Origin of the sequence: Lentzea waywayandensis (assembly GCF_900115955.1) — a bacterium.
Classification (GTDB): domain Bacteria; phylum Actinomycetota; class Actinomycetes; order Mycobacteriales; family Pseudonocardiaceae; genus Lentzea; species Lentzea waywayandensis.
On sequence record NZ_FOYL01000004.1, the window covers coordinates 707,771 to 734,552 of the forward strand.

Annotated in this window: 27 protein-coding genes and 1 riboswitch; of the genes, 20 read left to right on the forward strand and 7 right to left on the reverse strand. The window is 68.8% G+C overall.

The annotated features are described in order from the left end of the window. Positions 1–249 precede the first annotated feature (249 nt). The 5 genes from dnaK to BM417_RS19135 are packed head-to-tail and all read left to right on the forward strand — an operon-like array spanning position 250 to position 4,757. Entirely contained in the window at positions 250–2,118 is a 1,869-nt protein-coding gene (dnaK, locus tag BM417_RS19115) for a molecular chaperone DnaK (protein WP_093595501.1), read from the forward strand. Further along, positions 2,115–2,732: a nucleotide exchange factor GrpE gene (gene grpE / locus BM417_RS19120; protein ID WP_093595504.1), complete on the forward strand. Its 618-nt coding sequence runs from the start codon at positions 2,115–2,117 to the stop codon at positions 2,730–2,732. Before dnaK ends, grpE begins: the two co-directional genes overlap by 4 nt. 17 nt (positions 2,733–2,749) lie before the next feature. After that, a complete protein-coding gene (dnaJ, locus tag BM417_RS19125) occupies positions 2,750–3,913 on the forward strand; it encodes a molecular chaperone DnaJ (protein WP_093595507.1) in 1,164 nt (387 codons plus the stop codon). 5 nt (positions 3,914–3,918) lie between these two features. Further along, positions 3,919–4,347 carry a heat shock protein transcriptional repressor HspR gene (locus BM417_RS19130; protein WP_093595510.1) on the forward strand — a complete coding sequence of 143 codons (429 nt, stop codon included), beginning with the start codon at positions 3,919–3,921 and terminating at the stop codon, positions 4,345–4,347. Further along, the gene (locus BM417_RS19135) at positions 4,344–4,757 is read left to right on the forward strand and encodes a hypothetical protein (protein WP_093595513.1); all 414 of its coding nucleotides are present in this window, start codon (positions 4,344–4,346) and stop codon (positions 4,755–4,757) included. Before BM417_RS19130 ends, BM417_RS19135 begins: the two co-directional genes overlap by 4 nt. Before the next feature lies 1 nt (position 4,758). Here the strand turns inward: BM417_RS19135 and BM417_RS19140 are convergent, their stop codons facing one another. Then, a complete protein-coding gene (locus tag BM417_RS19140; protein ID WP_093595516.1) occupies positions 4,759–5,661 on the reverse strand; it encodes an SDR family oxidoreductase in 903 nt (300 codons plus the stop codon). A gap of 84 nt (positions 5,662–5,745) precedes the next feature. Between BM417_RS19140 and BM417_RS19145 the strand changes: the two genes are divergently transcribed. Next, the gene (locus tag BM417_RS19145) at positions 5,746–6,321 is read left to right on the forward strand and encodes a TetR/AcrR family transcriptional regulator (protein WP_093595519.1); all 576 of its coding nucleotides are present in this window, start codon (positions 5,746–5,748) and stop codon (positions 6,319–6,321) included. On the opposite strand, the gene BM417_RS19150 is transcribed toward BM417_RS19145, so the two are convergent. Together BM417_RS19150 and BM417_RS19155 are read right to left on the reverse strand one after the other, a co-directional pair. Then, a complete protein-coding gene (locus tag BM417_RS19150; RefSeq protein WP_093595522.1) occupies positions 6,304–7,521 on the reverse strand; it encodes a serine hydroxymethyltransferase in 1,218 nt (405 codons plus the stop codon). The two genes, BM417_RS19145 and BM417_RS19150, sit on opposite strands and share 18 nt — an antisense overlap. Positions 7,522–7,534: 13 nt before the next feature. Next, a riboswitch (ZMP/ZTP riboswitch) is annotated at positions 7,535–7,619 on the reverse strand. A gap of 6 nt (positions 7,620–7,625) precedes the next feature. Further along, positions 7,626–8,729: an FAD-binding oxidoreductase gene (locus BM417_RS19155; protein ID WP_093595525.1), complete on the reverse strand. Its 1,104-nt coding sequence runs from the start codon at positions 8,727–8,729 to the stop codon at positions 7,626–7,628. Between the two features lie 422 nt (positions 8,730–9,151). Between BM417_RS19155 and BM417_RS19160 the strand changes: the two genes are divergently transcribed. Together BM417_RS19160 and BM417_RS19165 are read left to right on the forward strand one after the other, a co-directional pair. Continuing rightward, on the forward strand, positions 9,152–9,694 hold the full coding sequence (locus tag BM417_RS19160; RefSeq protein WP_093595528.1) for a pyridoxamine 5'-phosphate oxidase family protein: 543 nt from the start codon (positions 9,152–9,154) through the stop codon (positions 9,692–9,694). A 639-nt stretch (positions 9,695–10,333) separates the two neighbouring features. Continuing rightward, a complete protein-coding gene (locus BM417_RS19165; protein ID WP_218164505.1) occupies positions 10,334–12,001 on the forward strand; it encodes an MDR family MFS transporter in 1,668 nt (555 codons plus the stop codon). Here BM417_RS19165 and BM417_RS19170 read toward each other — a convergent pair. Next, positions 11,899–12,282, reverse strand: a complete 384-nt coding sequence (locus BM417_RS19170; protein WP_093595533.1) for a VOC family protein — start codon at positions 12,280–12,282, stop codon at positions 11,899–11,901. The genes BM417_RS19165 and BM417_RS19170 overlap by 103 nt on opposite strands. A 125-nt stretch (positions 12,283–12,407) precedes the next feature. Here BM417_RS19170 and clpB point away from each other — a divergent pair, with 125 nt between their 5' ends. The 8 genes from clpB (at position 12,408) to BM417_RS19210 (ending at position 20,089) form a co-directional block, all read left to right on the forward strand. After that, the gene (gene clpB / locus BM417_RS19175; protein ID WP_093595536.1) at positions 12,408–14,990 is read left to right on the forward strand and encodes an ATP-dependent chaperone ClpB; all 2,583 of its coding nucleotides are present in this window, start codon (positions 12,408–12,410) and stop codon (positions 14,988–14,990) included. Positions 14,991–15,027: 37 nt separating this feature from the next. Further along, on the forward strand, positions 15,028–15,489 hold the full coding sequence (locus tag BM417_RS19180; RefSeq protein ID WP_245822001.1) for a hypothetical protein: 462 nt from the start codon (positions 15,028–15,030) through the stop codon (positions 15,487–15,489). 151 nt (positions 15,490–15,640) lie between these two features. Beyond that, positions 15,641–16,372, forward strand: a complete 732-nt coding sequence (locus tag BM417_RS19185) for a type III secretion system chaperone family protein (protein ID WP_093595539.1) — start codon at positions 15,641–15,643, stop codon at positions 16,370–16,372. Between the two features lie 55 nt (positions 16,373–16,427). Continuing rightward, entirely contained in the window at positions 16,428–17,201 is a 774-nt protein-coding gene (locus BM417_RS19190) for an SDR family NAD(P)-dependent oxidoreductase (protein WP_093595542.1), read from the forward strand. A 145-nt stretch (positions 17,202–17,346) separates the two neighbouring features. Then, positions 17,347–17,901, forward strand: coding sequence for an orotate phosphoribosyltransferase (gene pyrE / locus BM417_RS19195; RefSeq protein ID WP_093595544.1), 555 nt, complete (start codon positions 17,347–17,349; stop codon positions 17,899–17,901). 59 nt (positions 17,902–17,960) lie between these two features. Beyond that, entirely contained in the window at positions 17,961–18,329 is a 369-nt protein-coding gene (locus BM417_RS19200) for a DUF2784 domain-containing protein (RefSeq protein ID WP_093595547.1), read from the forward strand. Further along, entirely contained in the window at positions 18,289–18,966 is a 678-nt protein-coding gene (locus tag BM417_RS19205) for a TrmH family RNA methyltransferase (protein WP_093595550.1), read from the forward strand. The genes BM417_RS19200 and BM417_RS19205 overlap by 41 nt, the downstream gene beginning before the upstream one ends. A gap of 25 nt (positions 18,967–18,991) precedes the next feature. After that, complete coding sequence (locus BM417_RS19210) at positions 18,992–20,089, forward strand: glycoside hydrolase family 76 protein (protein ID WP_093595553.1); 1,098 nt, start codon at positions 18,992–18,994, stop codon at positions 20,087–20,089. On the opposite strand, the gene BM417_RS19215 is transcribed toward BM417_RS19210, so the two are convergent. Both BM417_RS19215 and BM417_RS19220 read right to left on the reverse strand, forming a co-directional pair. After that, on the reverse strand, positions 20,079–20,810 hold the full coding sequence (locus tag BM417_RS19215) for a sugar phosphate isomerase/epimerase family protein (RefSeq protein WP_093595556.1): 732 nt from the start codon (positions 20,808–20,810) through the stop codon (positions 20,079–20,081). The genes BM417_RS19210 and BM417_RS19215 overlap by 11 nt on opposite strands. After that, positions 20,804–21,781: a LacI family DNA-binding transcriptional regulator gene (locus BM417_RS19220; RefSeq protein ID WP_093595559.1), complete on the reverse strand. Its 978-nt coding sequence runs from the start codon at positions 21,779–21,781 to the stop codon at positions 20,804–20,806. Before BM417_RS19220 ends, BM417_RS19215 begins: the two co-directional genes overlap by 7 nt. Before the next feature lie 34 nt (positions 21,782–21,815). On the opposite strand from BM417_RS19220, the gene BM417_RS19225 reads away from it, so the two are divergent. From BM417_RS19225 to BM417_RS19240, 4 genes are read left to right on the forward strand one after another with little or no spacing between them, the layout of a single operon-like run. Then, on the forward strand, positions 21,816–22,661 hold the full coding sequence (locus BM417_RS19225; protein WP_093595562.1) for a PfkB family carbohydrate kinase: 846 nt from the start codon (positions 21,816–21,818) through the stop codon (positions 22,659–22,661). Positions 22,662–22,672: 11 nt separating this feature from the next. After that, complete coding sequence (locus tag BM417_RS19230) at positions 22,673–23,260, forward strand: nucleoside/nucleotide kinase family protein (RefSeq protein WP_245822002.1); 588 nt, start codon at positions 22,673–22,675, stop codon at positions 23,258–23,260. A 48-nt stretch (positions 23,261–23,308) separates the two neighbouring features. Then, positions 23,309–25,429: an ATP-binding protein gene (locus tag BM417_RS19235; RefSeq protein ID WP_093595568.1), complete on the forward strand. Its 2,121-nt coding sequence runs from the start codon at positions 23,309–23,311 to the stop codon at positions 25,427–25,429. A gap of 46 nt (positions 25,430–25,475) precedes the next feature. Further along, on the forward strand, positions 25,476–25,892 hold the full coding sequence (locus BM417_RS19240; RefSeq protein WP_093595570.1) for a peptidase inhibitor family I36 protein: 417 nt from the start codon (positions 25,476–25,478) through the stop codon (positions 25,890–25,892). Here the strand turns inward: BM417_RS19240 and BM417_RS19245 are convergent. Next, on the reverse strand, positions 25,889–26,533 hold the full coding sequence (locus BM417_RS19245; RefSeq protein ID WP_093596260.1) for a DedA family protein: 645 nt from the start codon (positions 26,531–26,533) through the stop codon (positions 25,889–25,891). The genes BM417_RS19240 and BM417_RS19245 overlap by 4 nt on opposite strands. Positions 26,534–26,782 lie beyond the last annotated feature (249 nt).

Here is a 26,782-nt window from a genome sequence, read left to right on the forward strand (position 1 = left end):
GGTAAGGGGGAACGTGATGGAAGGCCGCTCGTGCGCGGCCTTCCATCACGTTCGTAGTTGTCTCTGGTTCGGGAGGCGCTGTGCTGAGGACCACTCCACAAGGGGTGGTCCTCAGTGCGTTGTGAGGGAACAACCAGACTTTGTCAGCCGTTGGGACAGTCAGAAACCTTGAGTCGGGTAGGCTCAACGTTGCGCGGATGGCAAACTTGAGCCAGCAACGCTCAACAAGTACTAGCGGAAGGAACTCCAATGGCGCGTGCAGTCGGCATCGACCTCGGGACGACCAACTCGGTCGTCGCAGTCCTCGAAGGCGGTGAGCCGACGGTCATCGCCAACTCGGAGGGCTCCAGGACGACCCCGTCCATCGTCGCTTTCGCCAAGAACGGCGAGGTCCTCGTGGGCCAGCCCGCGAAGAACCAGGCCGTCACCAACGTCGACCGCACGATCCGCTCGGTCAAGCGCCACGTCGGCACGAACTGGCAGACCGACGAGATCGACGGCAAGAAGTACACCTCGCAGGAGATCAGCGCGCGCGTGCTGATGAAGCTCAAGCGCGACGCCGAGGCGTACCTGGGCGAAGAGATCACCGACGCGGTCATCACCGTCCCCGCCTACTTCGAGGACGCGCAGCGCCAGGCCACCAAGGAGGCCGGCCAGATCGCGGGTCTCAACGTGCTCCGCATCGTCAACGAGCCGACGTCGGCCGCTCTGGCCTACGGTCTCGACAAGGGCGAGAAGGAGCAGACCATCCTGGTCTTCGACCTCGGTGGCGGCACGTTCGACGTCTCGCTGCTCGAACTCGGCGACGGCGTGGTCGAGGTCCGTGCGACCTCCGGTGACAACCACCTCGGTGGCGACGACTGGGACCAGCGCGTCGTCGACTGGCTGGTCGAGCGCTTCAAGCAGGCCAACGGCATCGACCTGACCAAGGACAAGATGGCCCTTCAGCGCATCCGTGAGGCTGCGGAGAAGGCCAAGATCGAGCTGTCCAGCTCCTCGCAGGCGTCGATCAACCTGCCGTACATCACCGTCGACGGCGACAAGAACCCGCTGTTCCTCGACGAGACGCTGTCGCGCGCCGAGTTCCAGCGCATCACGAACGACCTGCTGGAGCGCACCCGCGCGCCGTTCAACAACGTGATCAAGGACGCCGGCGTCTCCGTCGGCGACATCGACCACGTCGTGCTCGTCGGTGGCTCGACCCGCATGCCCGCCGTCGCGGAGCTCGTGAAGGAGCTGACCGGCGGCCGCGAGCCCAACAAGGGCGTGAACCCGGACGAGGTCGTCGCCGTCGGCGCCGCCCTGCAGGCCGGTGTCCTCAAGGGTGAGGTCAAGGACGTCCTGCTGCTCGACGTCACCCCGCTGTCCCTCGGCATCGAGACCAAGGGCGGCATCATGACCAAGCTGATCGAGCGCAACACCACGATCCCGACGAAGCGTTCCGAGACCTTCACGACGGCCGACGACAGCCAGCCGTCCGTGCAGATCCAGGTCTTCCAGGGCGAGCGCGAGATCGCGGCGCACAACAAGAAGCTCGGCATGTTCGAGCTGACCGGCCTGCCGCCCGCCCCCCGTGGCGTGCCGCAGATCGAGGTCACCTTCGACATCGACGCGAACGGCATCGTCCACGTGTCGGCGAAGGACCTGGGCACCGGCAAGGAGCAGTCGATGACGATCACCGGTGGCTCCGCGCTGCCGAAGGACGACATCGACCGCATGGTCAAGGACGCCGAGGCCCACGCGGAGGAGGACAAGCGCCGCCGCGAGGAGGCCGAGGTCCGCAACCAGGCCGAGACGCTCGTCTACCAGACGGAGAAGGTCGTCAAGGAGAACGACGACAAGCTCCCGGCCGAGATCAAGGACAAGGTCAACGCCGCGATCGCCGAGGCGAACGAGGCGCTCAAGGGCACCGACATCAACGCCATCAAGACGGCCGTCGAGAAGCTCGCGACCGAGTCCCAGGCCATCGGCCAGGCGATCTACGCCAACGCTCCGGGTGCTCCCGGCGCCGAGGCCCCTGGTGCCGACGCGCCGGGTGCCGCCGGTGCGGGTGCCGGTGCCAAGAAGGACGACGACGTCGTCGACGCCGAGATCGTGGACGAGGACGAGAAGAAGTGACCGAGCCGAGGCATGCCGCCCCTGACGAGGAGCAGCCTCAGGTCGTCGTGAACGACCGGCGCCGGATCGACCCCGAAACGGGTGAGGTCCGGGCGCCGGCCCACGTCGGCGAGGAAGGCACTGCTCCGGCCGAACCACTGGTCGCCGAGGTCGTGGACGAGGTGGCCGCCGAGCTGAAGACCCAGCTCGACGAGCGCACCGCCGACCTTCAGCGGCTCACCGCCGAGTACGCGAACTACCGCAAGCGGGTGGAACGCGACCGCGAAGCGGTGATCACCAACGCGAAGGCGTCCGTCGCCTCCGAACTGCTCTCGGTGCTGGACGACATCGAACGGGCCGCCGCCCACGGCGACCTGACCGGTGCGTTCAAGGCGGTCGCGGACAAGCTCGTGTCCACGCTGGCCAAGACCGGTCTGGAGCCGTTCGCGCACGACGGCGAGGCGTTCGACCCGTCGGTGCACGAGGCCGTGCAGCACAGCACGTCCCCGGACGTCGACGGCCCGACGGTCACCGCGGTCCTGCGTCGTGGCTACACCTTCGGCGACAAGCTCGTCCGGCCCGCGCTCGTCGCGGTGACCGACCACGAGCCCGCCGCGTCGTCCGAAGAAGCCTAGGGAGGAGGAGCCGTCCGGTGAGTCAGAGGGACTGGATCGAGAAGGACTTCTACCGCGAGCTGGGCGTCTCCTCCGAGGCGACAGCGGACGAGATCAAGAAGTCGTACCGCAAGCTCGCCCGCGAGCTGCACCCCGACGCGAACCCCGGTGACGCCAAGGCCGAGGCCCGCTTCAAGGCGGTCTCCGAGGCCTACGGCGTGCTGTCGGACCCGGCCAAGCGCAAGCAGTACGACGAGGCCCGTCGCCTGTTCGCGGGCGGCGGTGGCTTCCCCGGCTCCGGTGGCTTCGGCTCCGGCGGGTTCGACGTCAACGACCTGTTCGGCCGTGCCGCGCAGAACACCGGTGGGGGCGGCCTGGGCGACCTGCTCGGCGGCCTGTTCAACCGGCGTGGCGGCGCGACTCCCGGGTCGGCCACGCGTCCGCGTCGTGGTGAGGACGTCGAGACCGACGTCCGCATCGACTTCACCGAGGCGGTCAAGGGGGCGACGGTGCCGTTGCGCCTGTCGTCCCCCGCCGCCTGCACGACGTGCAACGGTTCCGGCGCCAAGCCCGGCACCACGCCGCACACCTGCGCGACCTGTTCGGGTTCCGGTCTCGTCACGCGGTCGCAGGGCGCGTTCGCGTTCAGCGAGCCGTGCCGCGACTGCCGTGGCACGGGCCGGATCATCGACGACCCGTGCCCGGAGTGCGGTGGCGACGGCGTCAGCACCCGCACCCGCACGCTGACCGTGCGGATCCCGTCCGGAGTCGACGACGGCCAGCGGATACGCCTTGCGGCACAAGGCGAACCCGGCCGCAACGGCGGTCCGAACGGTGATCTGTTCGTGCGCGTGCACGTCAACCCGCACAGCGTGTTCGGCCGTCAGGGCAACGACCTGACGCTGACGGCGCCGATGACGTTCTCCGAGCTCGCGCTCGGAACCACGTTGACCGTGCCCACGCTGGACGGCAAGGTCTCCTTGAAGGTGCCTGCCGGCACCGCCTCCGGGCGGGTGCTTCGGGCGCGGGGCAAGGGGATCACGAAGCGGGACGGGACCGCGGGCGATCTCCTGATCACCCTGGAGGTCGCGGTGCCGAACAACCTGTCGTCCGAGGCCCGCAAGGCACTTGAGGCGTATGCCGACGTGACGCAGGACCACGATCCGCGAGGCGATCTGAACGCACTCCTTGAAGGGCGGTGAGTCCGGTGGGTTTTCCGTTCCCTCCGGGGACCGATGAGGACACGCCGTTCTTCGTGATCTCGGTGGCGGCCCAGCTGTCGGGTCTGCACGCCCAGACCCTGCGGTCCTACGACCGGATGGGCCTGGTCTCACCGGGCCGCACGACCGGTGGCGGCCGCCGCTACTCGATGCGCGACATCGTGCTGCTGCGCGAAGTTCAGCGCCTCTCGCAGGACGAGGGCGTGAACCTCGCGGGCATCAAGCGGATCATCGACCTGGAGAACCAGGTCGACGCGCTGCGGTCGCGGGTCGCCGAACTTCAGCAGGAGCTCGCACAGGCGTTGGCGGCAGCCGATTCCACGGCCGCCGCCGTACACGCCTCCTACCGGCGCGACCTCGTGCCGATCCGGCAGGAGACCGCGCTGGTCGTGTGGAAACCGAAGCCCCGCAAGTGATTCAGCGCATCTACGAGGTCTTCGAGACGCCGCGTCCCCGTGTGGTCGACTTCTGCGACCACTGCGTCAAACCGGAGGACGTGGCGCCGTTCACGACCGTTCCGTTGCGCGACCTGACGGCCGAGCAGGTCGAGACGTACTGGCTGCGTTCCGGGACGATCGGCGACGAGAACTTCGCGCGCTACCTGCTTCCCCGCGTGCTGGACCTGATCGCGGCCGGTGAGCTCGACGCGGATTTCTACTGGCTGCGCATCGCGAACACCGCGCACCAGAACGGCGATTCGCGCGAACGGCAGGCGATCGAGGCGTACTACGACGCCACGCCGCGCGCCTTCGCAGCCCTCGTCGAGGAGTGCACGGGTCAGAACGCTCCCGGCGAACGCCTCGCGGAGTGGCTGCGCGAGCGCTGACTCAGCTCTGTTCGAAGTAGAACCCGGCTTCCAGATCCGCGAGGAGACCGGGTTCTTTCGTGTCCCAGCCCAGAAGTTCGCGGGTCTTCGTGCTCGACGTCGGTGCGTCACGCGTGACCATGAGCACGAACGGGCCGTAGTGCTCCTGCGCCTTCTCCTCCGGGATGCTGACCGCCGGCACGCCCAGCTGCCGTCCGATGGCCTCGGCGATCTCCTTCATCGTCACGGCTTCCTCGTCGACCGCGTGCAGCACCGAACCCGCCGGTGCCTCCAGCGCCAGCCGGTAGAGCCGTGCCGCGTCCAGCGTGTGCACGGCGGACCAGCGGTTCGCACCGTCGCCGGGGTAGCCGGACATGCCCTTGGCGCGGGCGGTCCTGATCAGCACCGGGATGAAGCCGCCGGTGTCCAGTGCACTGTGGACGGTCGGCGGCAGCACGACGACCGAGCCGCGCACGTTCTCCTTGGCAGCGTTGATGATCAGGTTCCGCGCGGTGCCGCGGCTGCCGTCGTCGGCGACCACCTCGTCCTCGGTGGCCGTGCGGACCAGCCCTGAGTACGACAGCGTGCCGCCGGTGCCGATCAGTGCCTTGCCGGTGCCGGACAGTTCGTCGACGAACGCCCGGACGACCGCGATGTCGGCGTCGGCCGCACCCTGGAAGTTCCCCGCGAACATCTCCTCGTGCTTGAACGCCAGGTGGATCACGGCGTCCGCCTCGGCCGCGCCCTTGCGCAACCCGTCCAGGTCGTCCAGATCACCGCGCTGGACCGTCGCGCCCTGGGCTTCGAGCTTGGCGGCGGACGTGTCCGAGCGAGCGAGTCCGACGACCTGGTGACCTGCTCGCAGCAGTTCCGGGACCAGCGCCGAACCGACGTGGCCGCTGGCACCCGTGACGAAGACCTTCATGACACTTCCTTCAAGTGATGGGACTTGGTCTCATCAACCGTAGCAGAGTGATAAGACCAAGTCCCATCACTTATGATGTGAGCCATGGGTCGATGGGAGCCGGACGCGCGGGATCGGTTGGTGCGCGCCGCACTCGACCTGTTCGACGAGCAGGGCTACGAGAACACGGCGGTCGCACAGATCGCCGAGCGCGCGGGCCTCACGAAGAGCACGTACTTCCGGCACTTCCGGGACAAGCGCGAGGTGTTGTTCAGCGGGCAGGACGAGCTGCTGGAGCTGGTCACCGGGGGGATCGCCGGCGCTTCCGAGTCGGCCGGTGCGCTCGGGGCGGTCGAGGGGGCGCTCGTGGCGATGGCCGTCACCTTCACCCAGGACCGCTGGGCGAACGGCCCGCGGCGGCTGGCGGTGATCGCCGCCAACGACGAGCTGCGCGAGCGGGACGCGTTGAAGATGGCAGGGTTCGCCCGCACGATGAAGGCCGGGCTGCTGGAACGTGGTGTGCCGGAGCTCGACGCCGACGTCGCCTCCGAGCTCGGCGTGCTGGCCCTGCGGCGTGGCTACGCCCAGTGGCTGGAGGCCGGCGGGGACTTCGCGGAAGTCGCCCGCCGGGCTCTCGAGGAGGTTCGCGTCGCGGCCGCGGGCCTAGAGGGTGCCGAGTAGCTCCTGAACTTCGGCGGCGATGCGGTCCAGCGCCTGGTCGTTGTCGTGGGCGGCGATCGCGCGGTCCATCCAGTTCGCGATCAACGGCATCTGCTCCGGCTTGAGGCCGCGCGTCGTGACGCCGGGGGTGCCGAGGCGGATGCCGGACGGGTCGAACGGCTTGCGGGTGTCGAACGGGACCGCGTTGTAGTTCAGCTCGATGCCCGCCCGGTCCAGGGCCCGCGCGGCCGGCTTGCCGCCGATCAGCTTGGACGTCAGGTCGATCAGGACCAGGTGGTTGTCCGTGCCGCCGGAGACCAGGTCGAAGCCGCGTTCCAGCAACGCCTCCGCGAGCGCTTGCGCGTTCTTCACGATCATGTGCGCGTACTCGCGGAACTCCGGCTGTGACGCCTCGTGCAGGGCCACGGCGATCGCGGCGGTCGTGTGGTCGTGCGGACCGCCCTGCAGACCGGGGAACACCGCGCGGTCGATCGCCTTCGCGTGCTCGGCGTCGCAGAGGATCATCGCGCCACGCGGGCCGCGCAAGGTCTTGTGCGTGGTCGTGGTGATCACCGGTGCGTGCCCGACCGGCGACGGGTGCGCGCCGCCCGCGACGAGTCCGGCGATGTGCGCGATGTCGGCCACCAGGATCGCGCCGACCTCGCCGGCGATCTCCGCGAACGCAGGGAAGTCGATGGTGCGCGGGATCGCCGTGCCGCCACAGAAGATCACCTTCGGGCGTTCGGCCTGCGCCAGCGCCCTGACCTCGTCCATGTCCACGACACCGGTGTCCTTGCGGACCTCGTACTGGACCGCGTTGAACCACTTGCCGGTCGCGGACACGCTCCAGCCGTGCGTGAGATGGCCGCCCATCGGCAGGGACATGCCCATCACGGTGTCGCCGGGCTGGAGGAACGCCAGGTAGACGGCGAGGTTCGCGGGTGCGCCGGACAGCGGCTGGACGTTCGCGTGGTCCACGCCGAACAGGGCTTTCGCCCGGTCGATGGCGAGCTGTTCGACCTGGTCGATGACCTGCTGGCCCTCGTAGTACCGCTTGCCGGGGTAGCCCTCGGAGTACTTGTTGGTCAGCACCGAGCCGGTGGCCTCGAGCACGGCGGACGACACGTCGTTCTCGGACGCGATCATGCGCAGCTTGCTCGCCTGACGGCGTTCCTCGGCCTGGATGAGAGTGGCGATCTCGGGATCGACTTCGCGCAGCACGGCATCACTCCGTGCCGGGCACCCAGGCGTTCGGTGCGCTCGGCCGTCGCTTCCCGGTGGTCAGTTCCACCCTCGGCACGCCAGTCGCTTACGACGTGCCGAGTTTAGTCCAGCGTGAACGGGTCGTACTTGATCCGGTCGAGAGGAGTTCCGGCGACGAGCATGCGGGACACCGTCGACCTGATCATGGCGGGGCTGCCGCAGACCAGGACGTCGCGGTCCTCCCACGCGCCGTACCTCGTGACCACGTCGGCGAGGCTGCCCTGCTCGACACCTCGGACGCCGGGGTCCGACTCCAGCACCGGCACGACCGTGAGCCACGGGTTCGTGGTCGCGATGCGTTGCAGGTTGTCCAGGTCGTAGAGGTCCTCGCGGGTGCGGCCGCCGTAGAACAGGTGCACGCGCGGGTTCTCACCGAACTGCGCCATCTCGTCGATGATCGCGTGCATCGGCGCGACGCCCGTGCCACCGGCCACCATCAGGATGTCCGATCCGGCCGTGCGGTCGACCGAGAGACGTCCCATCGGCGGTCCGATCCGCCATGTGTCACCGGCCTGCGTGTGGCCGACCACCGAGCGGGACACCCAGCCGCCGTCGACGGACCGGATGTGGAACTCGATGACGCCGTCCTCGCGCGGGGCGTTCGCCGGCGAGTAGTACCGCCACAGGCGCTTGCGCTGCGGCGTCTCCACGCTGACGTACTGACCGGCCTTGTAGCTGACGGGGTGGTCCGGTTGCAGCCGGACGACGGCCAGGTCCCACGAGACGCGCTGGTGCTCCAGCACCGTCGCGTGCCAGTACGCGGGCCCGTTGTCGGCGTCGGCCGCCTCCTGCATCGCCCTGGCCATGAGGGTGTAGGCCTCGGCCCACGCCATCTCGACCTTGGGCGTCCAGGCGGCGCCGGAGAACTTCTTCACCGCGGACAGCAGTGCCGTCCCGACCGCCTCGTAGTGGACGTTGATGACACCGAACTTGCGGTGGTCACGACCCAGCTGACGCAGGAAGGGAATGAGGTCGTCCGGGCGGTCGACCATCTGCACCACGTGCACGAGGGCGCGCAGCAGACGGCTGCGTTGCACCTCCATGTTCGCGGGGAACATCTCGCGTGTGGCAGGCGAGAGCGAGAAGAGCATTCCGTAGAAGAACTTCGCCACTTCTTCGGAGTGCGGCTCCACCACCGCGAAGCTCTCCCGGATCATCCGCACCATCGCGGTGACACCAGGCGGGGGTTCTCGGTGGGGCGGGGTAGGGATGGGGCTCAGCACAGCGTTCGCAGTCATGGTCCGCGCGCAGTCTCCACGTTCTCATTGGCGTTCAGTGGCGCCGGCAAGGCGCTGTTCGTCCTCGTCAAGCATCCGTCCCCCGACAGGGTGGACAGTAACCCCTGATCGGGCTGTTTGACTCCTTGATGCCACCTTTGAGCGAAGCATGGTCACTCTAGGTGAGTAGTTGTTACCGCAAGAGTGTGAATGTGAGGGTCCGTCTGTACCGGGTTGCGTGCTTGCGTGCTTGGGTTGGGCGCGTGTCCCTGCCTGAACTCACTGAAACCACCTCACCCGACCGTGTTGACCTTCCTGGCTCACGCGGTGAGCACTTCCTCCAATGTGCCCTGGAGACGTCCGATCGCGCCATGCGCTTCTACCAGGACCAGGTGCTGGACCACCTCAACCCCGCGATGACCGAGTTCGTCGGCCGCATGGAGATGGCCTTCATCTCGACGGCTGATGCCGACGGCGAGTGTGACTCGACCCTGCGGGCCGGGCCGGCGGGGTTCCTGCGCGTGATCGACTCCAGGACCGTCGCCTACCCCGAGTACCGGGGCAACGGCGTGATGGCCTCGCTGGGCAACATCATGGAGAACCCGCACGTCGGGATGCTGATGGTGGACTTCGCCGACGACCTGATCGGGCTGCACGTGAACGGGCGTGCGCGGATCGCTGGTCGGGAGGAGTTCGAGACCGAGGATCGGAAGGTGGAGAGGTGGGTGGTGGTGGACGTGCGGGAGGCCTACGTCCACTGCCGCAAGCACATCCCTCGGATGGTGCCGGTGGACCGTGTCCGGAACTGGGGGACCGATGACGTCAAGAGCAAGGGTGGCGACTTCTTCGGGGTCAAGGCGGAGAAGACGGACAAGACGGACAAGGCGGACGAGATGAGCGACACCGACAGCTGACGCCGACAGCTGACGCCGACAGCTGACACCGACAGCTGACGCCGACAGCTGACGCCGACAGCTGACACCGACAGCTGACACCGACAGCTGATTGCGATCTGCGGCTTTGCGCTGTGGTCACCTTGCGGGCGGCGACCTTGAGTTGCGTGCTTCCCCTGGGGCTCTGCCCCAGACCCCGGCAATCTGATCAGGGGGTCCACGCCGTGCGCGGGTAGATGGCACGCCTGTTGCTTTGGGCGGCTGCCTGTTGCGTAGCTGGGTGGCGTCGGTGGTGTGTCCCATCACGAGCCGCACCAAGAGCGGGCCACACGTGAGGAGGGGTGTCAAGCAGGCGAAGAGCGTGCCTGCTTGACACCCCTCCTCACGTGCAGCAAGTGCTGTGGCGCGACTCGTGATGGGACACACCACCCCTCGGTCTTGGCTCAAAAGCGAAAAGCAAAAGCCAAAGCTAAGCGCCTCGGCTTCGCCGTTGGGACTGCTCGCCTTCGGCCTCGCGGGTGATCCGGTGAGGCTGGCGAGATCGCGGCTTGAGTGCCCGGCGCGACCCTCGGGTGTGACCCATCAGCCACCGAATTAGTTGGCCTAGCTAACTATCTCCAGATATAGTTGTATGGCATCAACTAACTACTGGAGGTGTGCTTGAACCGGCCCTCGTCGCATCGGGAGATCCTTGAAGCGCTGTCCGGCATCTGGGTGGCGCTGCTTGTTGCGATCCTCAGCTCCACCATCGTCTCTAACGCTCTCCCGACGATCCTGGCCGAGCTCAAAGGCACGCAGACCCAGTACACGTGGGTCATCACCTCGATGCTCCTCGCGTCCACCGCCAGCACGCCCCTGTGGGGGAAGCTCGCGGATCTGTTCGACAAGAAGAAGCTGTTGCAGGCGGCGATCGTGATCTTCGTCGTCGGCTCGGTGCTGTCCGGGTTCAGTCAGAACATGGAGCAGCTCATCTCGTTCCGGGTCCTCCAGGGGCTGGGAATGGGTGGTGTGCAGGCGCTGGGGCAGGTCGTCGTCGGCGCGCTGCTCAGCCCGCGGGAACGTGGCCGGTACAGCGGTTACACCGGCATGGTGATCTCCGCGGGGACCGTCGGCGGGCCGCTGGTCGGTGGGTTCCTCGTCGACTGGCCCGGCTGGCGGTGGTGCTTCTTCGTTTGTGTGCCGTTGGCGCTGGTGGCGCTGGCCGTGTTGCACAAGACGCTGCACCTGCCGGTCAAGAAGCAGCACGTGAAGATCGACTACCTCGGGGCCACGCTGATCACCGGTGGTGTGAGCCTGGTGCTGATGTGGGTGTCGTTCGCGGGTAAGGACTTCGCCTGGATCAGCACGGAGAGCGCGTTGTTCGTCGCTGGGGCTCTGCTGGCGATCGTGGGTGCCTACTTCGTGGAACGGCGGGCGTCCGCGCCGGTCATTCCGCTGCACCTGTTCAAGAACCGGACCGTGGTGCTGGCGATGCTGGGTGGCGTCGCGGTGGGCACGGCGATGTTCGGGGCCTCGGTGTTCATGGGGCAGTACTTCCAGATCGCGCGCGGGTTCTCCCCGACCAAGGCCGGGTTGCTGACGGTGCCGCTGGTGCTCGGGCTGAGCATCTCGTCCACGGTGAGCGGGCAGTTGATCGCCAGGAGCGGCCGCTGGAAGAGCTACCTGGTCTGGGGATCGTTCTCGCTGGTCATCGGCCTGGCACTGCTCGGCACGATCGACCACGGCACCAACCTCGTGCTGATGGGCGGCTACCTGGCGCTGGTCGGCGTCGGGGTGGGGCTGACCATGCAGAACCTGGTGCTGGCCGTGCAGAACGGCGTGGGGATGGCGGACCTCGGGGCCGCGAGCTCCACGGCCACGTTCCTGCGGTCGCTGGGCGGGACGGCCGGCGTCTCGGTGCTCGGGGCGGTTCTGGCCGCCTCGGTGAGCACGAAGACGCTCGACCGCGGTTCCCTCTCCCCAGTGGTGCGCGACTCCTACGGCGACGCGATGGGTGAGCTGTTCCTCATCGCCGCCGGTCTCGCGGTGTTCACGGTGATCGCGGTCCTGCTGATCAAGGAGCAGCCGCTGCGGGACTCGGTGGAGGACGAAATTGTCACTCCAACGGGTTCTGGTGCACAGACGGTCGCCACTGAGCTTGATTCACCTGTGGATACTGACCAGCGGATTGTGGACAACTCGGTGTCCGCTGTGGACAAGCTGTTGGTGCTTTCGAGTGACGGCGATCAGGAGGTCGCGGCGCGTTCGGCTGCGCTGCGTTCAACGCAGAACTCGTTGCCCTCGGGGTCGCGCATCGTGACCCAGCCGGTGCCGTCCGGCCTGCGCTGATCGTCGAAGATCGTCGCGCCGATGCCGACGAGGCGTTCGACCTCCTCGTCGCGCGTGTTGTCGGTCGGCTGCAGGTCCAGGTGCAGGCGGTTCTTCAGGTCCTTGCCCTCGGGCACGTTGATGAACAGGTAGCCGATGCCGTTCGGCAGCTGGATCAGCGACTCGGGGTCGCCGGGGTTGTCGTCGGGGTGCAGCGGCAGGCCCAGCACCTTGCTCCACCAGGAGGCGATCTCGTACGAGTCGCGCGTGTCGATCGTGATGCTGTGGATGATTGAGGTCATGAGCTGATCTTCGCCTAGTCGGCGTGTGATCTGGAGCGATTTCAAGGTTGAGCGGAACACACTCAACTTTTCTGACGTTGTGCGGGATGATGGTCCATGCTGGAGGCTGACCACGAGGTGGAGGAATGGACGCTTTCAACCCGACGACCAAGACGCAGCAGGCCGTGTCCGCGGCGGTGCAGGCCGCGACTCTGAACGGGAACCCGGACGTGGGTTCCGTGCACCTGCTCAGTGCACTGCTGGCGCAGACGGACGGGTTGACCGCGCCGTTGCTGTCGGCGGTGGGTGCCGACCCGGCGCAGGTGCGCAAGGAGCTGGAGCAGCTCTCCCGTTCGCTGCCCAGCGCTTCCGGCTCGACCGTGTCCGCCCCGCAGTTCTCGCGCGACGCCGTGCGGGTGATCGGCAAGGCGCAGGAGCTCGCCACCGAGATGGGTGACGAGTACGTGTCCACCGAGCACCTGCTCGTGGGGCTGGCGCAGCACGGTGGCCAGGTGGCCGACCTGCTGCGGCGGCACGGTGCGACGCCCGACGCGCTGACCGAGGCCTTCGCGAAGGTGCGCGGGTCGGCGCGGGTGACGTCGGCCGATCCCGAGGGCACCTACAAGGCGCTGGAGAAGTACGGCGTCGACCTGACCGAACGTGCGCGCAAGGGCGAGCTCGACCCGGTGATCGGCCGTGACGCCGAGATCCGCCGGGTCGTGCAGGTGCTGTCGCGGCGCACCAAGAACAACCCCGTGCTGATCGGCGAGCCCGGCGTCGGCAAGACCGCGATCGTCGAGGGCCTGGCGCAGCGCGTCGTGGCCGGTGACGTGCCGGAGTCGTTGCGCGGCAAGAAGGTCGTGTCCCTGGACCTCGGCTCGATGGTCGCGGGCGCCAAGTACCGCGGTGAGTTCGAGGAGCGGCTCAAGGCCGTGCTCAAGGAGATCACCGACTCGGCCGGGCAGGTCATCACGTTCATCGACGAGCTGCACACGATCGTCGGCGCCGGCGCGACCGGTGAGTCGGCGATGGACGCCGGCAACATGATCAAGCCGATGCTGGCCCGCGGTGAGCTGCGCATGGTCGGTGCCACGACCCTGGACGAGTACCGCGAGCACATCGAGAAGGACGCCGCCCTGGAACGCCGCTTCCAGCAGGTGCTGGTCGGCGAACCGTCGGTGGAGGACACGGTCGGCATCCTGCGCGGGCTCAAGGAGCGCTACGAGGTGCACCACGGCGTGCGCATCACCGACGCCGCTCTCGTCGCCGCCGCCACGCTGTCCGACCGCTACATCACCGCGCGCTTCCTGCCGGACAAGGCCATCGACCTCGTCGACGAGGCCGCGTCCCGGCTGCGCATGGAGATCGACTCCCGGCCCGTCGAGATCGACACCGTCGAACGTGCCGTGCGGCGCCTGGAGATCGAGGAGATGGCGCTGGCCAAGGAGTCCGACCCGGCGTCGGTCGAACGGCTGCACGCCCTGCGTGCCGAGCTCGCGGAGAAGCGCGAGGCGCTGTCCGCGCTGACGGCCAGGTGGCAGAACGAGAAGGGCTCCATCGACCGCGTGCGCGGCCTGAAGGAGCAGCTGGAGTCGTTGCGAGGCGAGTCCGAACGGGCCGAGCGTGACGGCGACCTCGGTCGTGCCGCCGAACTGCGCTACGGCCGGATCCCCGAGCTGGAGAAGGAACTCTCCGTCGCCGCGGAGTCCACACAGGACGACGCGATGCTCAAGGAGGAGGTCGGCCCGGACGACGTCGCGGACGTCGTGGCGGCGTGGACCGGCATTCCGGCCGGTCGCCTGCTGGAGGGTGAGACCACCAAGCTGCTGCGGATGGAGGACGAACTCGGCCGCCGGGTCGTCGGCCAGGCCGAGGCCGTGCGGGTCGTGTCGGACGCGGTGCGCCGCACGCGCGCCGGAGTCGCCGACCCGGACCGCCCGACGGGCTCGTTCCTGTTCCTCGGCCCCACCGGCGTCGGCAAGACCGAGCTGGCCAAGGCGCTGGCGGCGTTCCTGTTCGACGACGAACGGGCGATGATCCGCATCGACATGAGCGAGTACTCCGAGAAGCACTCGGTGGCTCGCCTGGTCGGCGCGCCTCCCGGCTACGTCGGCTACGACCAGGGCGGCCAGCTGACCGAGTCGGTCCGCCGCCGCCCGTACTCGGTCGTGCTGCTGGACGAGGTCGAGAAGGCCCACCCGGACGTCTTCGACGTGCTGCTCCAGGTGCTCGACGACGGCCGCCTGACCGACGGTCAGGGCCGCACGGTCGACTTCCGCAACACGATCCTGGTGCTCACCTCGAACCTGGGTTCGCAGACCATCGTGAACCCGTCGCTGACCGAGCGGGAACGCAAGGACGCCGTGATGGCCGTGGTGCAACGGCACTTCAAGCCGGAGTTCCTCAACCGGCTGGACGACGTCGTGGTGTTCCACGCGCTCGCCACCGAGGAGCTGACGTCCATTGTGGACATCCAGATCACGCGGCTGGCGGACCGGCTCGCGGCCAGGCGGTTGACGCTGGAGGTCACGCGGTCGGCGCGCGACTGGCTGGCCCTGAACGGCTTCGACGCGATCTACGGTGCCCGGCCGCTGCGGCGGCTCGTGCAGTCGGCGATCGGTGACCAGCTGGCCAAGGAACTGCTGGCCGGTGAGGTGCGGGACGGCGACACGGTGCGGGTCGACGTGCTGGACGACAACAGCGGCCTGATCGTGGGCCGCAGCAACTGAGCACGGATCCCCCACGGCGGTCGGTAGGTTGGCCGCTGTGGGGGATCTTCGCTATGTGCGCTTCCAGGCGGCCGAGCCGTCGCCCAGCGGCATCCGGCCCGGCGTCTTCGGCCTGGTGAACGGCCTGTGGAGGTCCGGTCGGCTCACCGAGGAGCAGGAATCGTTCCGTCGCACCAACGGTGACTGGTACAACGCGGCCTACACCGATCCGTCGACGGTCGATCCGGCCGTCTACGACCGGGAGATCAACCCCGGTGCCGCCGCGTGGTTCAAGACCACCTCGACGCATCTGATCGACCGGGTCACGGGCTACCTGGCGATTCTCGACGCCCATGGCGTCCAGTGGTGCCGGCTGGAGTCCGACGATCCCGGCCGCGTCGTCTACGAGGACGCGGACCAGGTCGTCGTGGTGCCGCACTCAGCGGCGGCTCTCGACCGTCAGGCCGCCCGACATCACCGCGCGGATGTTCGAGACGCTCGCGCCGCTTCAGGACCCTGACCAGTCGCTGGTGATCTATCGCGCCGCGGGCCCTGGACGGGCTGTGCGGTGCCGCATTCGTGCGGCGTCTTGACAGGGGGAAAGGCACGCCCAGGTCACGACGCGCGGAAGTGATCTTCGTTCCTCGCCCCCGACCCACTAGGCTCTGGCTGTGGGCATACCGGCGTGGGTCTGGTTCACCGTCGCCGCGGTGGCGGGCGTGGCGGGGTTCGCCCTGCTCGCGACCGACCGGGCGCAACGAACCGCGCGTAATCGTGAACGGCGCCGTTGGGCTGCTCTGCGCGGCTGGCAGTTCGAGGAGACAGACCACGTGTTGCCGACCCGCTGGGAAGCGGGAGCCATCGCGTACTACGGCACGGGCCTGGCCCGTGACGTCGTCGCGGGCTCCACCTTCACCGCGGACGGGCGCAGGCAGGTCTACGTGCTCGATCACGAGACCGGCGGCAAGGTCAACTCGGTGCTGGTCGGCGTGCGCTGTCGCAGAGCGCTGTCGGTGGTGATCGAACTGTGGCTGTCGACGGTCCCGTTCCAGCGCGACAACGACAAGATGCCGATGCCCGACCTGCTCGGGCCGGTGGGCTCGCGGTACGCGTTCGTCACGGACGTCCCGGCGGCTCGCAAGGTCATCACGCCGGACCTGATCGACGCCGCCGAGGAGATCGGTGGCGACGTCACGGTCGTCTGGATGGAGAACGACTGGGTGCTGGCCGCCGCGCCGCCGAACTCGTCGCCCGCACGCCTCGAACGGCTGCTGCGCGACGTCGGTGAGCTGGCGGACGTCATCGACCCGTTCGACCCGGACCCCTCCGAGCGCGAAGAGCCGGTGGCCGAGGACGACGAGGGTGGCGAGGTCTACCGCCCGTCGTTCGGCCGCAAGCCCTGACCTCGGGCCGCTCGACGCTGGGTGATCACCGATTTTCCGACTACCGTTCGGTGGCATGCCAACCGCACTGGTGACCGGATCGACCGTCGGAATCGGGGCCGCCTTCGCCCGCAGGCTCGCGGCCGAGGGATATGACCTCGTACTGGTCGCGCGCACCGCGTCCGCCCTCGAGGAGCTCGCGAAGCAGCTGCACGACCGGCACGGCGTCCACGTCGACGTCCTGCCGGCCGATCTCAGCGACCACGAAGACCGCCTCAAGGTCGAGAAGCGCCTGAGCGAGTCGGCCGTCGACCTGCTGGTCAACAACGCGGGCTTCGCGAACACCGGCGAGTTCTTCGCCGCGGACATCGAGAAGCTCCAGGCCCAGCTGGACGTCAACGTCGCCACGGTGCTGCGCCTGAGCAGGGCCGCGATCCCGGCGATGATCGCGCGCGGCAAGGGCGACGTGATCAACGTGTCCAGCGTCGCCAGCTTCCTGCCCGGCCGCGGCACCAGCTACAGCGCCGACAAGGCGTGGGTGACGACGTTCTCCGAGGGCATGGCGCTCGCGGCCGAGGGCACCGGCGTGCGGATCATGGCGCTGGCCCCCGGCTTCGTGAAGACCGAGTTCCACAAGCGCGCGAAGATCGACATGTCGAAGACGCCGGACTGGCTCTACGTCGACGCCGACAAGCTGGTGCACGAGGCCCTGCGTGACCTGCGGCGGGGCAAGCCGCTGTCGATCCCCGGCCTTCAGTACAAGGCGATCGTGACCATCACGAGGCTGCTGCCGCGGCCGTTCGTGCGCAGGATGGCGTCGCGGTTCGCGGGTGGCCGCGGCCGCACCTGAGTGGAATCGTTCGGCCTGACGCCGGCTGGAAGCTCCTGGCTCAGCGAGGTTCACGGCTGTTCGACGTGGAGGGTGCCCACAGTGATGGAGGGTACGAGGCAGCGACGGCGAGGGTGTGCGAAGCTGACGACCCGTGCGAACTGAAGTGGTCTTGGACGCGAACGCGAAGTCAGAACTCGCTCGTCTTGTGAGCGAATTGGCCGTGGTGCACGGCAAGGTGACCCTTTCCAGCGGCAAGGAAGCCGACTACTACGTCGACCTGCGGCGGGCGACGCTGCACCACGCGGCGGCCCCGTTGATCGGCAGGCTGCTGCGGCAGCTCACGTCCGACTGGGACTTCGTCGCGGTCGGCGGTTTGACGCTCGGCGCGGACCCCGTCGCCTACGCGATGATGCACTCCGCCGGAGTCGACGGTGACGTGCTCGACGCGTTCGTCGTGCGCAAGGCGAACAAGGCGCACGGCATGCAGCGGCAGATCGAGGGCATCGACGTACGTGGGCAGCGTGTGCTCGCGGTCGAGGACACGTCCACCACGGGCGGTTCGGTGCTCACGGCCGTTACGGCGCTGCGCGAGCACGGGGCTGACGTCATCGGCGTCGCGACCGTCGTCGACCGCGGTACGGGTGCCAAGGAGGCCATCGAGGCCGAGGGTCTGCCGTACCGCTACCTGCTCGACCTGAACGACCTCGGGCTCGCCTGAGGTTTTATCGAGAGCGCTGCGAGCCACCCCGTCCTAGGCTGGAGGACGGGGTGGTGCGAATGGCCAGATGGTTCGCTGAAGCGGTCATGCTGTTGCACTTCGCGGTGCTGGCGTTCCTGCTCGTGGGCGGGTACGTCGCATGGCGGTGGCGCGGCGTGATCTACCCGCACCTGGCGATCGGTGCGTGGGCGATTCTCAGTCTGCTGATGCCGGTGACGTGCCCGTTGACGACCGCGGAGGAGTACTTCCGCGCGCAGGCGGGGATGCCGCCGCTGGGCACGGGTTTCATCGACCACTACATCGACGGCGTCTGGTACCCGGAGAGCGCGTCGACGCTGGTCCAGCTGGTGCTGGGGTCGATCGTGATCATCTCGTGGGTCGGCTTCTATGCTGGTCACCGTGCTGCTCGAAGGCTTTCACGCTGTTAAGCACGCGTTGCGCTTCGGCGCCGATGTGCACCCGCTGATCACGACGGACCTCGCCGCCGCGATCAGCCTCGCCGAGACGCACGCACCTGATCTGCGCGAGCGGTTCGCCGCTGCCACCGAGGTCGACCAGAACCACTTCAAGCTCCGGGCCGGCCGCACGCACCCGACGGGCGTGGCGGGGTTCGCGGAGCAGCCCGACCTGCCGTTCGACCGCGACGCCCCGATCGTCCTGCTGGACAACCCGCGCAACCTCGGCAACTTCGGTGCCGCGATCCGGGTGGCCGCCGGCCTCGACGCGGGTGGCGTGATCTCCACCGGCGACGTCGACCCGTGGCATCCCAACGTGCTGCGGGGATCGGCCGGGCTGCACTTCGCGCTGCCGGTCGCCAAGGTCGACAGCCTCGACTTCGCGGGCGAGCTCATCGCGTTCGACGCGGACGGCGACCTGCTCAAGGGCCCGATCCCGGACGACGCCGTGCTGGCGTTCGGCTCGGAACGCCACGGGCTCTCCGCCGAGGTCCGCGCGAAGGCCACCAGGATCGTCCGGCTGCCCATGCGCGAGAAGGTCAGCAGTTACAACCTGACAACTTCTGTGGCCATGGGTCTCTACCACTGGGTGATTCATCGAGCTTCTTGACCGGTCAAGCACGCACGATGACCTGGTGGTGATCGCGAAACTGCTGGCGGCACGCGCGGGTGTCGCGGAGCGCGCGGTGTACTCCAGGCACCTTCGGCGGGTCTGGGGTGTGCCGGGCACGCTTCTCGGGGCGCGGGCGTGGCCCCCGCTCTTCAAGGACAAGATCCACACCAGCTTCAACTACTGGTGGCAGGCGCACCTGCTCGACTGCATGATCGACGGTTACCTGCGCTCGCCCAACGAGCTGCGCAAGACGGCCATCGCGAAGGTCGTGCGGGGCATCAGGGTGCGCAACGTCCTCGGCTGGACCAACGACTTCTACGACGACATCGCGTGGCTCGGCCTGGCCCTGCAACGGGCCCAGAACGAGGTCGGCATCGCGAGGCCCAAGGCGCTCGACGCGATCGCCGTGCGGCTGCGCGACGGCTGGACCGACCACGCCGGCGGCGGCATCTGGTGGAAGCGCAACGACGACTTCAAGAACGTTCCCGCGAACGGCCCGGCCGCGATCTTCCTGGCCCGCCAGAACGAACGCACCGACCTCGCCCGCGCACGGTCCATCGTGGACTGGGTCGAGGAGCACCTCGTCGATCCGGGCAACGGACTCGCGTGGGACGGCCTGCACGTCCACCCGAACGGCGAGATCCGCGAGTACGAGAAGAACATCTTCACGTACTGCCAAGGGGTTCTGATCGGCGCGTGCGTCGAGCTGGCCAAGAACGGCCAGCAGGACAAGTGGCTAGACAAGGCCGCCCGCACGATCACCGCCGTGCACGACGACCTCGCCACCAACGGCGTGATCAGGGGCCAGGGCGGCGGGGACGGTGGCCTGTTCGCGGGCATCCTCACCCGCTACCTCGCCGAGGCGGCGCTGACGATCCCCGATCTCGACCCCGACCGGCACGAGACCGCGGACCTGGCCAGAGAGCTCGTGGTCCAGTCGGCGGAAGCGGCGTGGAACAACCGCGTGATGGCGGTGAGCGGCCCGTTGTTCGGTCCGGAGTGGACGGTTCCGGCGGACGAGAAGGAAGGGCGCGACCTGTCCGTCCAGCTCGGCGGTTGGATGTGTCTGGAGGCGGCCGCCCTGCTCGAACGGCACGGTCTGAACGTCGCTACTGCTTGAGCCAGCCCAGCAGCGCCCTGGCGTCCTCGCGGAACTGCTCCGGCGAGTCGTCCAGCACGAACTCCAGCAGCGCGTTGCGTTCGAGGCCGTCGCGCGCCAGTTCGGTCAGCACGGGCTTCCACAGGTCACGGCGTTCGGCGAGCGGGAACCGCTCCTTGAAGCCGCCGGCGCCCCACGAGAAGACGTGCGCCGTCACCGGTTCCAGCGTCCGCACCTCGTGCACGGCGGAGAACACGTCCTGGCCCCCGCGCGGCTGCCAGTACGACACCACGCCGTCGACCTCGTCGAGCAGCTGCACCGCCGAGTCGAGCGTGTCCGTGAGCGTGTTCGGGTGGTACTCCAGCGCGATCTTCGTGCCCATCGCGTCCGCGTGCTCGACGGCGTGCTGCAACGCCTCGACCACCGGACCGCGGTCGGGGCACTCGGCCGACCCCGCGGTGCCCGCCCAGACCCGCACGAACGGCGCGTCCAGCTCGGCCGCGGTCTCCAGGATCGGCGCCAGGTCGGCTCGATCCGACACGCCCGCGCGGTAGTACGACCCGTACGCGGCCACCTTCAGGCCGGTGTCCAAAGCTCGCCTGGCCGCCGCGAAGTCGCCGGGCGGCACGTGCACGTCGCCACCCCACTCGACGGCCTGCAACCCGCACTCCGTGGCGAGCTCGCCGATCTCGGAGACCGTGAGCTGCCGGAACGTCACCGAGACAAGTCCGGGGATCAGCATCCGCAGGACTGCCTGTGCCGCAGCGAGGGCGCCAGCCGGATGGTCTCCGGCGGCCGTTCCGGGTCGGCGATCCGGGAGAGCAGCAGTTTCACCGCGGTCCGTCCGATCTCCTCGACCGGCTGGGCCAGCGTGGTGAGCGGAGGCTCGATCAACGTGGCCCACTCGACCTCGTCGTAGGCGACGACGGCCAGGTCCGTGCCGAGCTTCAGGCCGCGGGCGCGTGCCTCGTGCAGCATGCCGACGGTGACCAGGTGGTCCGCCGCGACGACGGCCGTGGCCGGGTCCTCCTGGTCGAGCAGCGGCGCGAGCCAGCCGCTCTGCGAGACCAGGGCCTCGTCCCACTTCAGGCCCGCGCGGCCGAGACCGAGGCGGTAGCCGAGGATGCGTTCCTCGGTCGTCGCCACGCCGGCCTGGCCGCAGACGATGCCGATCCGGCGGTGCCCGAGTTCCGCGAGGTGCTTCACCAGACCCGAGGTGGCCTGCACGTTCTCCGGCCCGACCTGGTCGATGTCCTTGGCCACGGTCAGCCGGTCCACCAGCACGGTGGGGATGTTCAGCCGCTTGAGTTCAGGCAGCACGAGGCTTCCCCCGGTGCCGGCGGACGGTGTGAGCAGCAACCCGTCGACTCTTCGCGAGCGCAGCGTTCTGACCGCCGTCTGCTCGGACTCGGGGGTGTCTCTCGTGTCGATCAGCACGAGCGAATAGCCGTTGCGAGTCGCCTCGGACTCGATGGCGGCGATCAGCTCGGCGAAGTACGGGTGGGAGACCAGTGACACGGCCAGGCCCAGCGACTTCGTGCCGCCCATGACCAGCGAACGCGCGATCGCGTCCCCCGTGTACCCGGTCTCGTCGATCGCCTTCTGGACGCGCTCGCGCGTGTCCCCTGCGACCGGCCTCGTCTCGTTGATCACGTGTGACACCGTGGTGATGGAGACTCCCGCGAGAGCCGCTACATCCCGCATGGTGACCATGGCTCGGGACCTTACCCGTTTGGAGGAAGCCCAGATGGCAGCCGTGCTGTGTGTCGGGCTCACAACTCTCGACGTGACCCAACGGGTGGACGCCTTCCCCGAACCAGGCCAGAAGATCCGCTCGCTCGGCGCGGTGCTGTCGCCCGGCGGTCCGGCGGCCAACGCGGCCCGTGCGGTCGCGGCACTGGGCGGCCGGGCGGCGTTGCTCACCGCGTTGGGTGCCGACGCACTGGGTGAATTTGTCCGGGCTTCCTTGGAACCGGTTCAAGTGACCGCAGTGCCGGGCACGACACCCGTGAGCATGGTCGTCGTCAGAGACGCTGATGGGGAGCGCACGGTCGTTTCCCGCAACGCGTCGGTGCCGGTGGAGGCGCCGGATTTGTCTGATCTTCTGGACGCCGCGGACGTGGTGCTCTTGGACGGACACCACGAGGGCCTGGTGATCCCCGTCGCCCGGCAGGCGAAAGCCATGGGATTGCCTGTGGTGCTCGACGCCGGGAGCTGGAAACCTGTCCTCGATCACCTGTTGCCGCTGGTGGACGTGGCCGCCTGCTCTCACGGGTTCGAGCGGTCCGAGGCCGAGGTGCACTCCTACGGGGTGCCGCTGGTCATTCGCACGCAGGGTGCGAAGCCGGTCACCTGGTCCCGGAACGGCTCGTCCGGCGAGCTGCCCGTGCCCGCGGTGGAGGTGAAGGACACGAACGGTGCCGGCGACGTCTGGCACGGCGCGTACGCCTACGCGCTCGCGTCAGGAGCGGACCCGGTGGCTGCCATCGGCTTCGCTTCGGAGGCGGCCGCCGTTCGCGTCGGTGCGGTCGGGGACTGGGTTGAGAGGCTGGCGCGGTGGCAGGACAGCAGGTCAGGTTCGACGAGCTGCTAGAACGGGCTCGAGTGCTCACGGATCAGGGTGAGCGCAAGATTCTCGGCATCGGCGGCGCACCCGGTTCGGGCAAGTCGACACTCGCGCGGCGGCTGGTCGAGGCCCTCGACGGCCAGGCCGTGCTGGTCGAGATGGACGGCTTCCACCTCGCGCAGAGCGAGCTCGAACGGCTTCGGCTGGTGGAACGCAAGGGCGCGCCCGACACGTTCGACATCCCCGGCTACGTGGACCTGCTCGGCCGGATCAAGGCCTGCGGGCCGGACATGATCTACGCGCCGGAGTTCCGCCGCGAGATCGAGGAACCGGTCGCCTGCGCCGTGCCGGTGCACCCGGACGTCCCGCTCGTCGTCACCGAGGGCAACTACCTGCTGCTCAACTACGACAAGTGGAAACGCGTCCGGATCATCCTGGACGAGGCGTGGTTCCTGTTCATCGACGAGGACGTGCGCGTGCAACGGCTGATCGACCGCCATCTGCGGTACGGGCGCACCCTGTCGGAGGCGGAGGAACGCGTGCTGCACGGCACGGACCACGTCAACGCGTTGATGGTGAACTCGTCCAAGGGATCGGCCGATCTGCTGATCACCGAAGTCCTGTAGGCAACCGGATCGGCGGCCCGTGCGTGCATTGCCGCGGGGGGATGAACCGTGGACTCTGCGCTAGGAATCCTGTTACGCCATCACCGAATCGCCGTCGGACTCACCCAGGAGGCGCTCGCCGAGAAGGCCGGCCTGAGCGGTCAGGCCATCGGTTCCCTGGAACGGGGCGACCGCCGTCATCCACATCGCGCCACGGTGCTCCGGCTCGCCGAGGCACTGGGCCTGTGTGCGGACGAGCGGGCCGAGTTCGCCGCGGCCGCCGCCCGCACGCCGAGACCTCGTAGCGCCCCGTGCGCACCGGTCCGGCAGCTGCCCGCCGCGCCGGTGCGGTTCTCCGGGCGGGAGGCCGAGGTCGCCGAGCTGACCGGCCTGGTGGAACGGTCGGGCGTGGTGGTCGTCGCGGGAATGGCCGGCGTCGGCAAGACGTCCCTCGCGCTGCACGTCGCCCATCGCGTCGGTGACCTCTTCCCCGACGGCCAGCTCTACCTCGACCTGCGCGCGAGCCTCGCGCCGCAGGACGCGCTGGGTCAGCTGCTGCGCGCGCTCGGCCGGCCTGATCACGGCGGAACGCTGGCCGAGACGGCCGCGCGGTTCCGGTCCGCGCTGGCCGGGCGGCGGGTGCTGCTCGTGTTCGACGACGCGGCGACGGTCGGCCAGATCCAGCCGCTGCTGCCCGGCACCGTCGGCTGCGCGGCGGTCGTGACCAGCCGCCGGGCCATGGACACTCTGCCGCAGGCCCATCACCTGAGGCTGGACGTGCTGCCCGAACGCGAGGCGCTCGACCTGCTCGCGGCCTACGCGGGACCGGAACGCACCGGCGCCGACCCCGCGTCGGCGGTGCAGGTGGTGGAGCAGTGCGGACGGCTGCCGCTCGCCGTCCACCTCGCCGGCGCCCGGCTCGCGTCCCGCCCGGCCTGGCCGCTCGCCCACCTCGCGCGTCGGCTGGCGGTGCGCAGGCTCGACGAGCTGGACCGTGACGACGCGGGAATCCGGGCGAGCTTCGCCGTGTCCGTCGACCAGCTGGACGCGGCGGACCAGAGCGCGTTCACGCTGTTCGGCGTCTTCGAGGACGTGTCGCTGCCGGTCGCCGCCCGGCTGCTCGACGTGGACGGGCTCGCCGCCGAACTGGTGCTGGAACGGCTGGCGGACCTGCATCTGGTGCAGGCCACGACACCCGGCCGCTACCGGATGCACGACCTCGTCCGGACCTACGCGCGGGAACAGCCGGCGGATCCCGAGGCGCTGGGCCGGGTCGCCGACCTGTTCGTCGCGGTGGCGTGGCGGTCGGTGGCGCTGGCCGTGCCGCACAGCTTCCGCGGGACCTGGGCCGGCCCGGCGTGGGCGGCGGGCGCACCGGACTTCACCACGGCCGCGGCGGCGTTCGCGTGGCTCGACGAGCACCGCCCGCACCTGCTCGGCCTCTGCCGGACGCCCGGTGTGCCGGCTCGGGCCCTGGTCCGGCTCGCGATCGGCCTGTTCCCGTACTACCTGGGCCGCGGCCATCGCGCGGACTGGGCCGAGCTGTGCGGGCTGGCGTTGCCCGCGGCGAGCGACCCGCTGACGCGGGCGATCGTCGAGATGGACCTGGGCGTCGCGCTGCGCGACGTCGGCCACCTGCGCCGCGCCCTGGCCTCGTTCCGGGAGCTGGGCGACACCAACGGCGTGGCGGTCTGCCTCACCAACCTCAGCGAGGTGATGGAGACCGTCGAGACCGGTGAGGAGAGTCTCGCTGTGGCGCGCGAGCTGGGGCTGAAGTGCGTCGAGGCCGCGGTCCTGGAACACCTGGGCAGCGCGTACGGCAAGAGCGGCGACCACGAGCGCGAGTTCCGGTGCTACCAGGACAGCCTGCGGCTCAGCTCTCTCGAAGGCGACGATCGCGCGTGCGCGGGTGTGCTGCACCGGATCGGCGCGCTGCACCGGCGATGCGGCCGGGCCGAGGACGCCGCGACGGCGTTGGCCCGGAGCATGCACCTGTTCCGCGAGGGAGGAGACCCGACCGGCGAGGCGGCGTGCCTGGAGGAGCTGGGGCTGGTGCACCTGCTGCGCAGGGACCGTGCGGCGGCGGCCGAGACGTTGCGCCGAGGACTCGGCATCGCCGAGCGGCACGGCGATCTGAGACGCCAGGCGAGCCTGCGGCAGCACCTCGCCGAATGTGGGGGCTCATCGTAGAAGTTGTCGCTGTCGAGGTCCTTGCGTTCTCGCAACCATCAACGACATGAACAACTTCTCGAGGAAACTCGCCAGGACGGTCGTCGCCGGCGCACTCGCCGCCGTGGCCGTCGCCGTCGCCACGCCCGCCGCCTCGGCCGCGGCCCGCGACGGCGTGTGCAACGACAACGAGATCTGCCTGTACCACTTCAGCAACCTCGGCGGATCGCTCTCGGACTTCACCGGGAACATCGCGAACTACGGCGACTCGCAGCCGACCTGCTACGAGTTCAAGAAGCCGAGCGCGGCGGGCTACCTGCAGTGCGTCAAGAACAACGCCGCGTCGGCGTGCAACACGACCAACCGGGACATCCGCGTGTACTTCAACAGCAACTACGGCGGCAAGTACGACACGGTCCCGGCCAACACCTGCCGCAACCTCGTCAACACCTACTACGAGAACGCGTCACACAAGTTCATCTAGGACGCGACGTCGACGGTCTCGTCGATCGGCTTCTTCATCTCCTGGCGGTAGCGCCAGATGCCCCAGCCGGTGCCGCCGAGGAAGAACGCGACGCTGACGACGATCGCCGCCGTCTCGAGCCACGGGAACTGCTGCAGGATGCCGGCACCGTAGTAGCCGGCCAGCACCAGCGTCGGTACCCACGCGATGGCCCCGATGGTCGTGGCCAGCGTGAACCGGCGGATGTCCATCCGCGCGGCACCGGCGATCACCGGTGCCAGCGTGCGGATCCACGGGATCCAGCGGGCGAGCACGACAGCCCAGAATCCGCGCCGGTCGAGGAAGTCGCCCGCGCGTTTCAGGTTCTGCCGGTTCAGCACCTTGCCGCCCTTGCGGGCGAGCATGCGCGTGCCGGTACCTCGGCCGATGAAGTAACCGACCTGGTTGCCGACGACGGCCACGATCAGAGCCGCGAGGGACAGCAGCCATGCCGACAACTCGCTGTTGTGCGTCGCCAGCACCACGCCGGCGGCGAACAGCAGCGAGTCACCGGGCAGGAACAGCCCGAAGATGAAAGCGCACTCGACGAAGATGAAGCTCAGCACGATGACCCAGACGGCCACCGGACCCGCGGTCTCCAGCGAGGCGAAAGCATGCGCCACGGTGAGCCAGCCTACGTCGTGCCGTGCGAGCGGCACGGCGACATCGGGTTAACGGGTTGGCGAAATCTGGATTGAGCACGCTGAGTCACTGCGTGAACTCCCTTCTGCTGAGATCACCATCGAGTGAACCAGTCGAATCGGACTAGTGGGTTGGTTCGGCACATTGCCGTGGGAATTCGCGGTCAGACACCTGACTCGCGGTGCCCGCCCCCCGCGTCCGCGTACTGGACGTACGGTGCCGGTAGGCGC

Coding starts and splice junctions, on each gene's coding strand:
- dnaK (WP_093595501.1), top strand. CDS start 250: ATGGCGCGTGCAGTCGGCATCGACCTCGGGACGACCAACTCGGTCGTC.
- BM417_RS19140 (WP_093595516.1), bottom strand. CDS start 5,661: ATGAAGGTCTTCGTCACGGGTGCCAGCGGCCACGTCGGTTCGGCGCTG.
- BM417_RS19145 (WP_093595519.1), top strand. CDS start 5,746: ATGGGTCGATGGGAGCCGGACGCGCGGGATCGGTTGGTGCGCGCCGCA.
- BM417_RS19155 (WP_093595525.1), bottom strand. CDS start 8,729: ATGGTGCGGATGATCCGGGAGAGCTTCGCGGTGGTGGAGCCGCACTCC.
- BM417_RS19160 (WP_093595528.1), top strand. CDS start 9,152: ATGCGCTTCTACCAGGACCAGGTGCTGGACCACCTCAACCCCGCGATG.
- BM417_RS19170 (WP_093595533.1), bottom strand. CDS start 12,282: ATGACCTCAATCATCCACAGCATCACGATCGACACGCGCGACTCGTAC.
- clpB (WP_093595536.1), top strand. CDS start 12,408: ATGGACGCTTTCAACCCGACGACCAAGACGCAGCAGGCCGTGTCCGCG.
- BM417_RS19190 (WP_093595542.1), top strand. CDS start 16,428: ATGCCAACCGCACTGGTGACCGGATCGACCGTCGGAATCGGGGCCGCC.
- BM417_RS19200 (WP_093595547.1), top strand. CDS start 17,961: ATGGCCAGATGGTTCGCTGAAGCGGTCATGCTGTTGCACTTCGCGGTG.
- BM417_RS19205 (WP_093595550.1), top strand. CDS start 18,289: ATGCTGGTCACCGTGCTGCTCGAAGGCTTTCACGCTGTTAAGCACGCG.
- BM417_RS19215 (WP_093595556.1), bottom strand. CDS start 20,810: ATGCTGATCCCCGGACTTGTCTCGGTGACGTTCCGGCAGCTCACGGTC.
- BM417_RS19220 (WP_093595559.1), bottom strand. CDS start 21,781: ATGGTCACCATGCGGGATGTAGCGGCTCTCGCGGGAGTCTCCATCACC.
- BM417_RS19225 (WP_093595562.1), top strand. CDS start 21,816: ATGGCAGCCGTGCTGTGTGTCGGGCTCACAACTCTCGACGTGACCCAA.
- BM417_RS19240 (WP_093595570.1), top strand. CDS start 25,476: ATGAACAACTTCTCGAGGAAACTCGCCAGGACGGTCGTCGCCGGCGCA.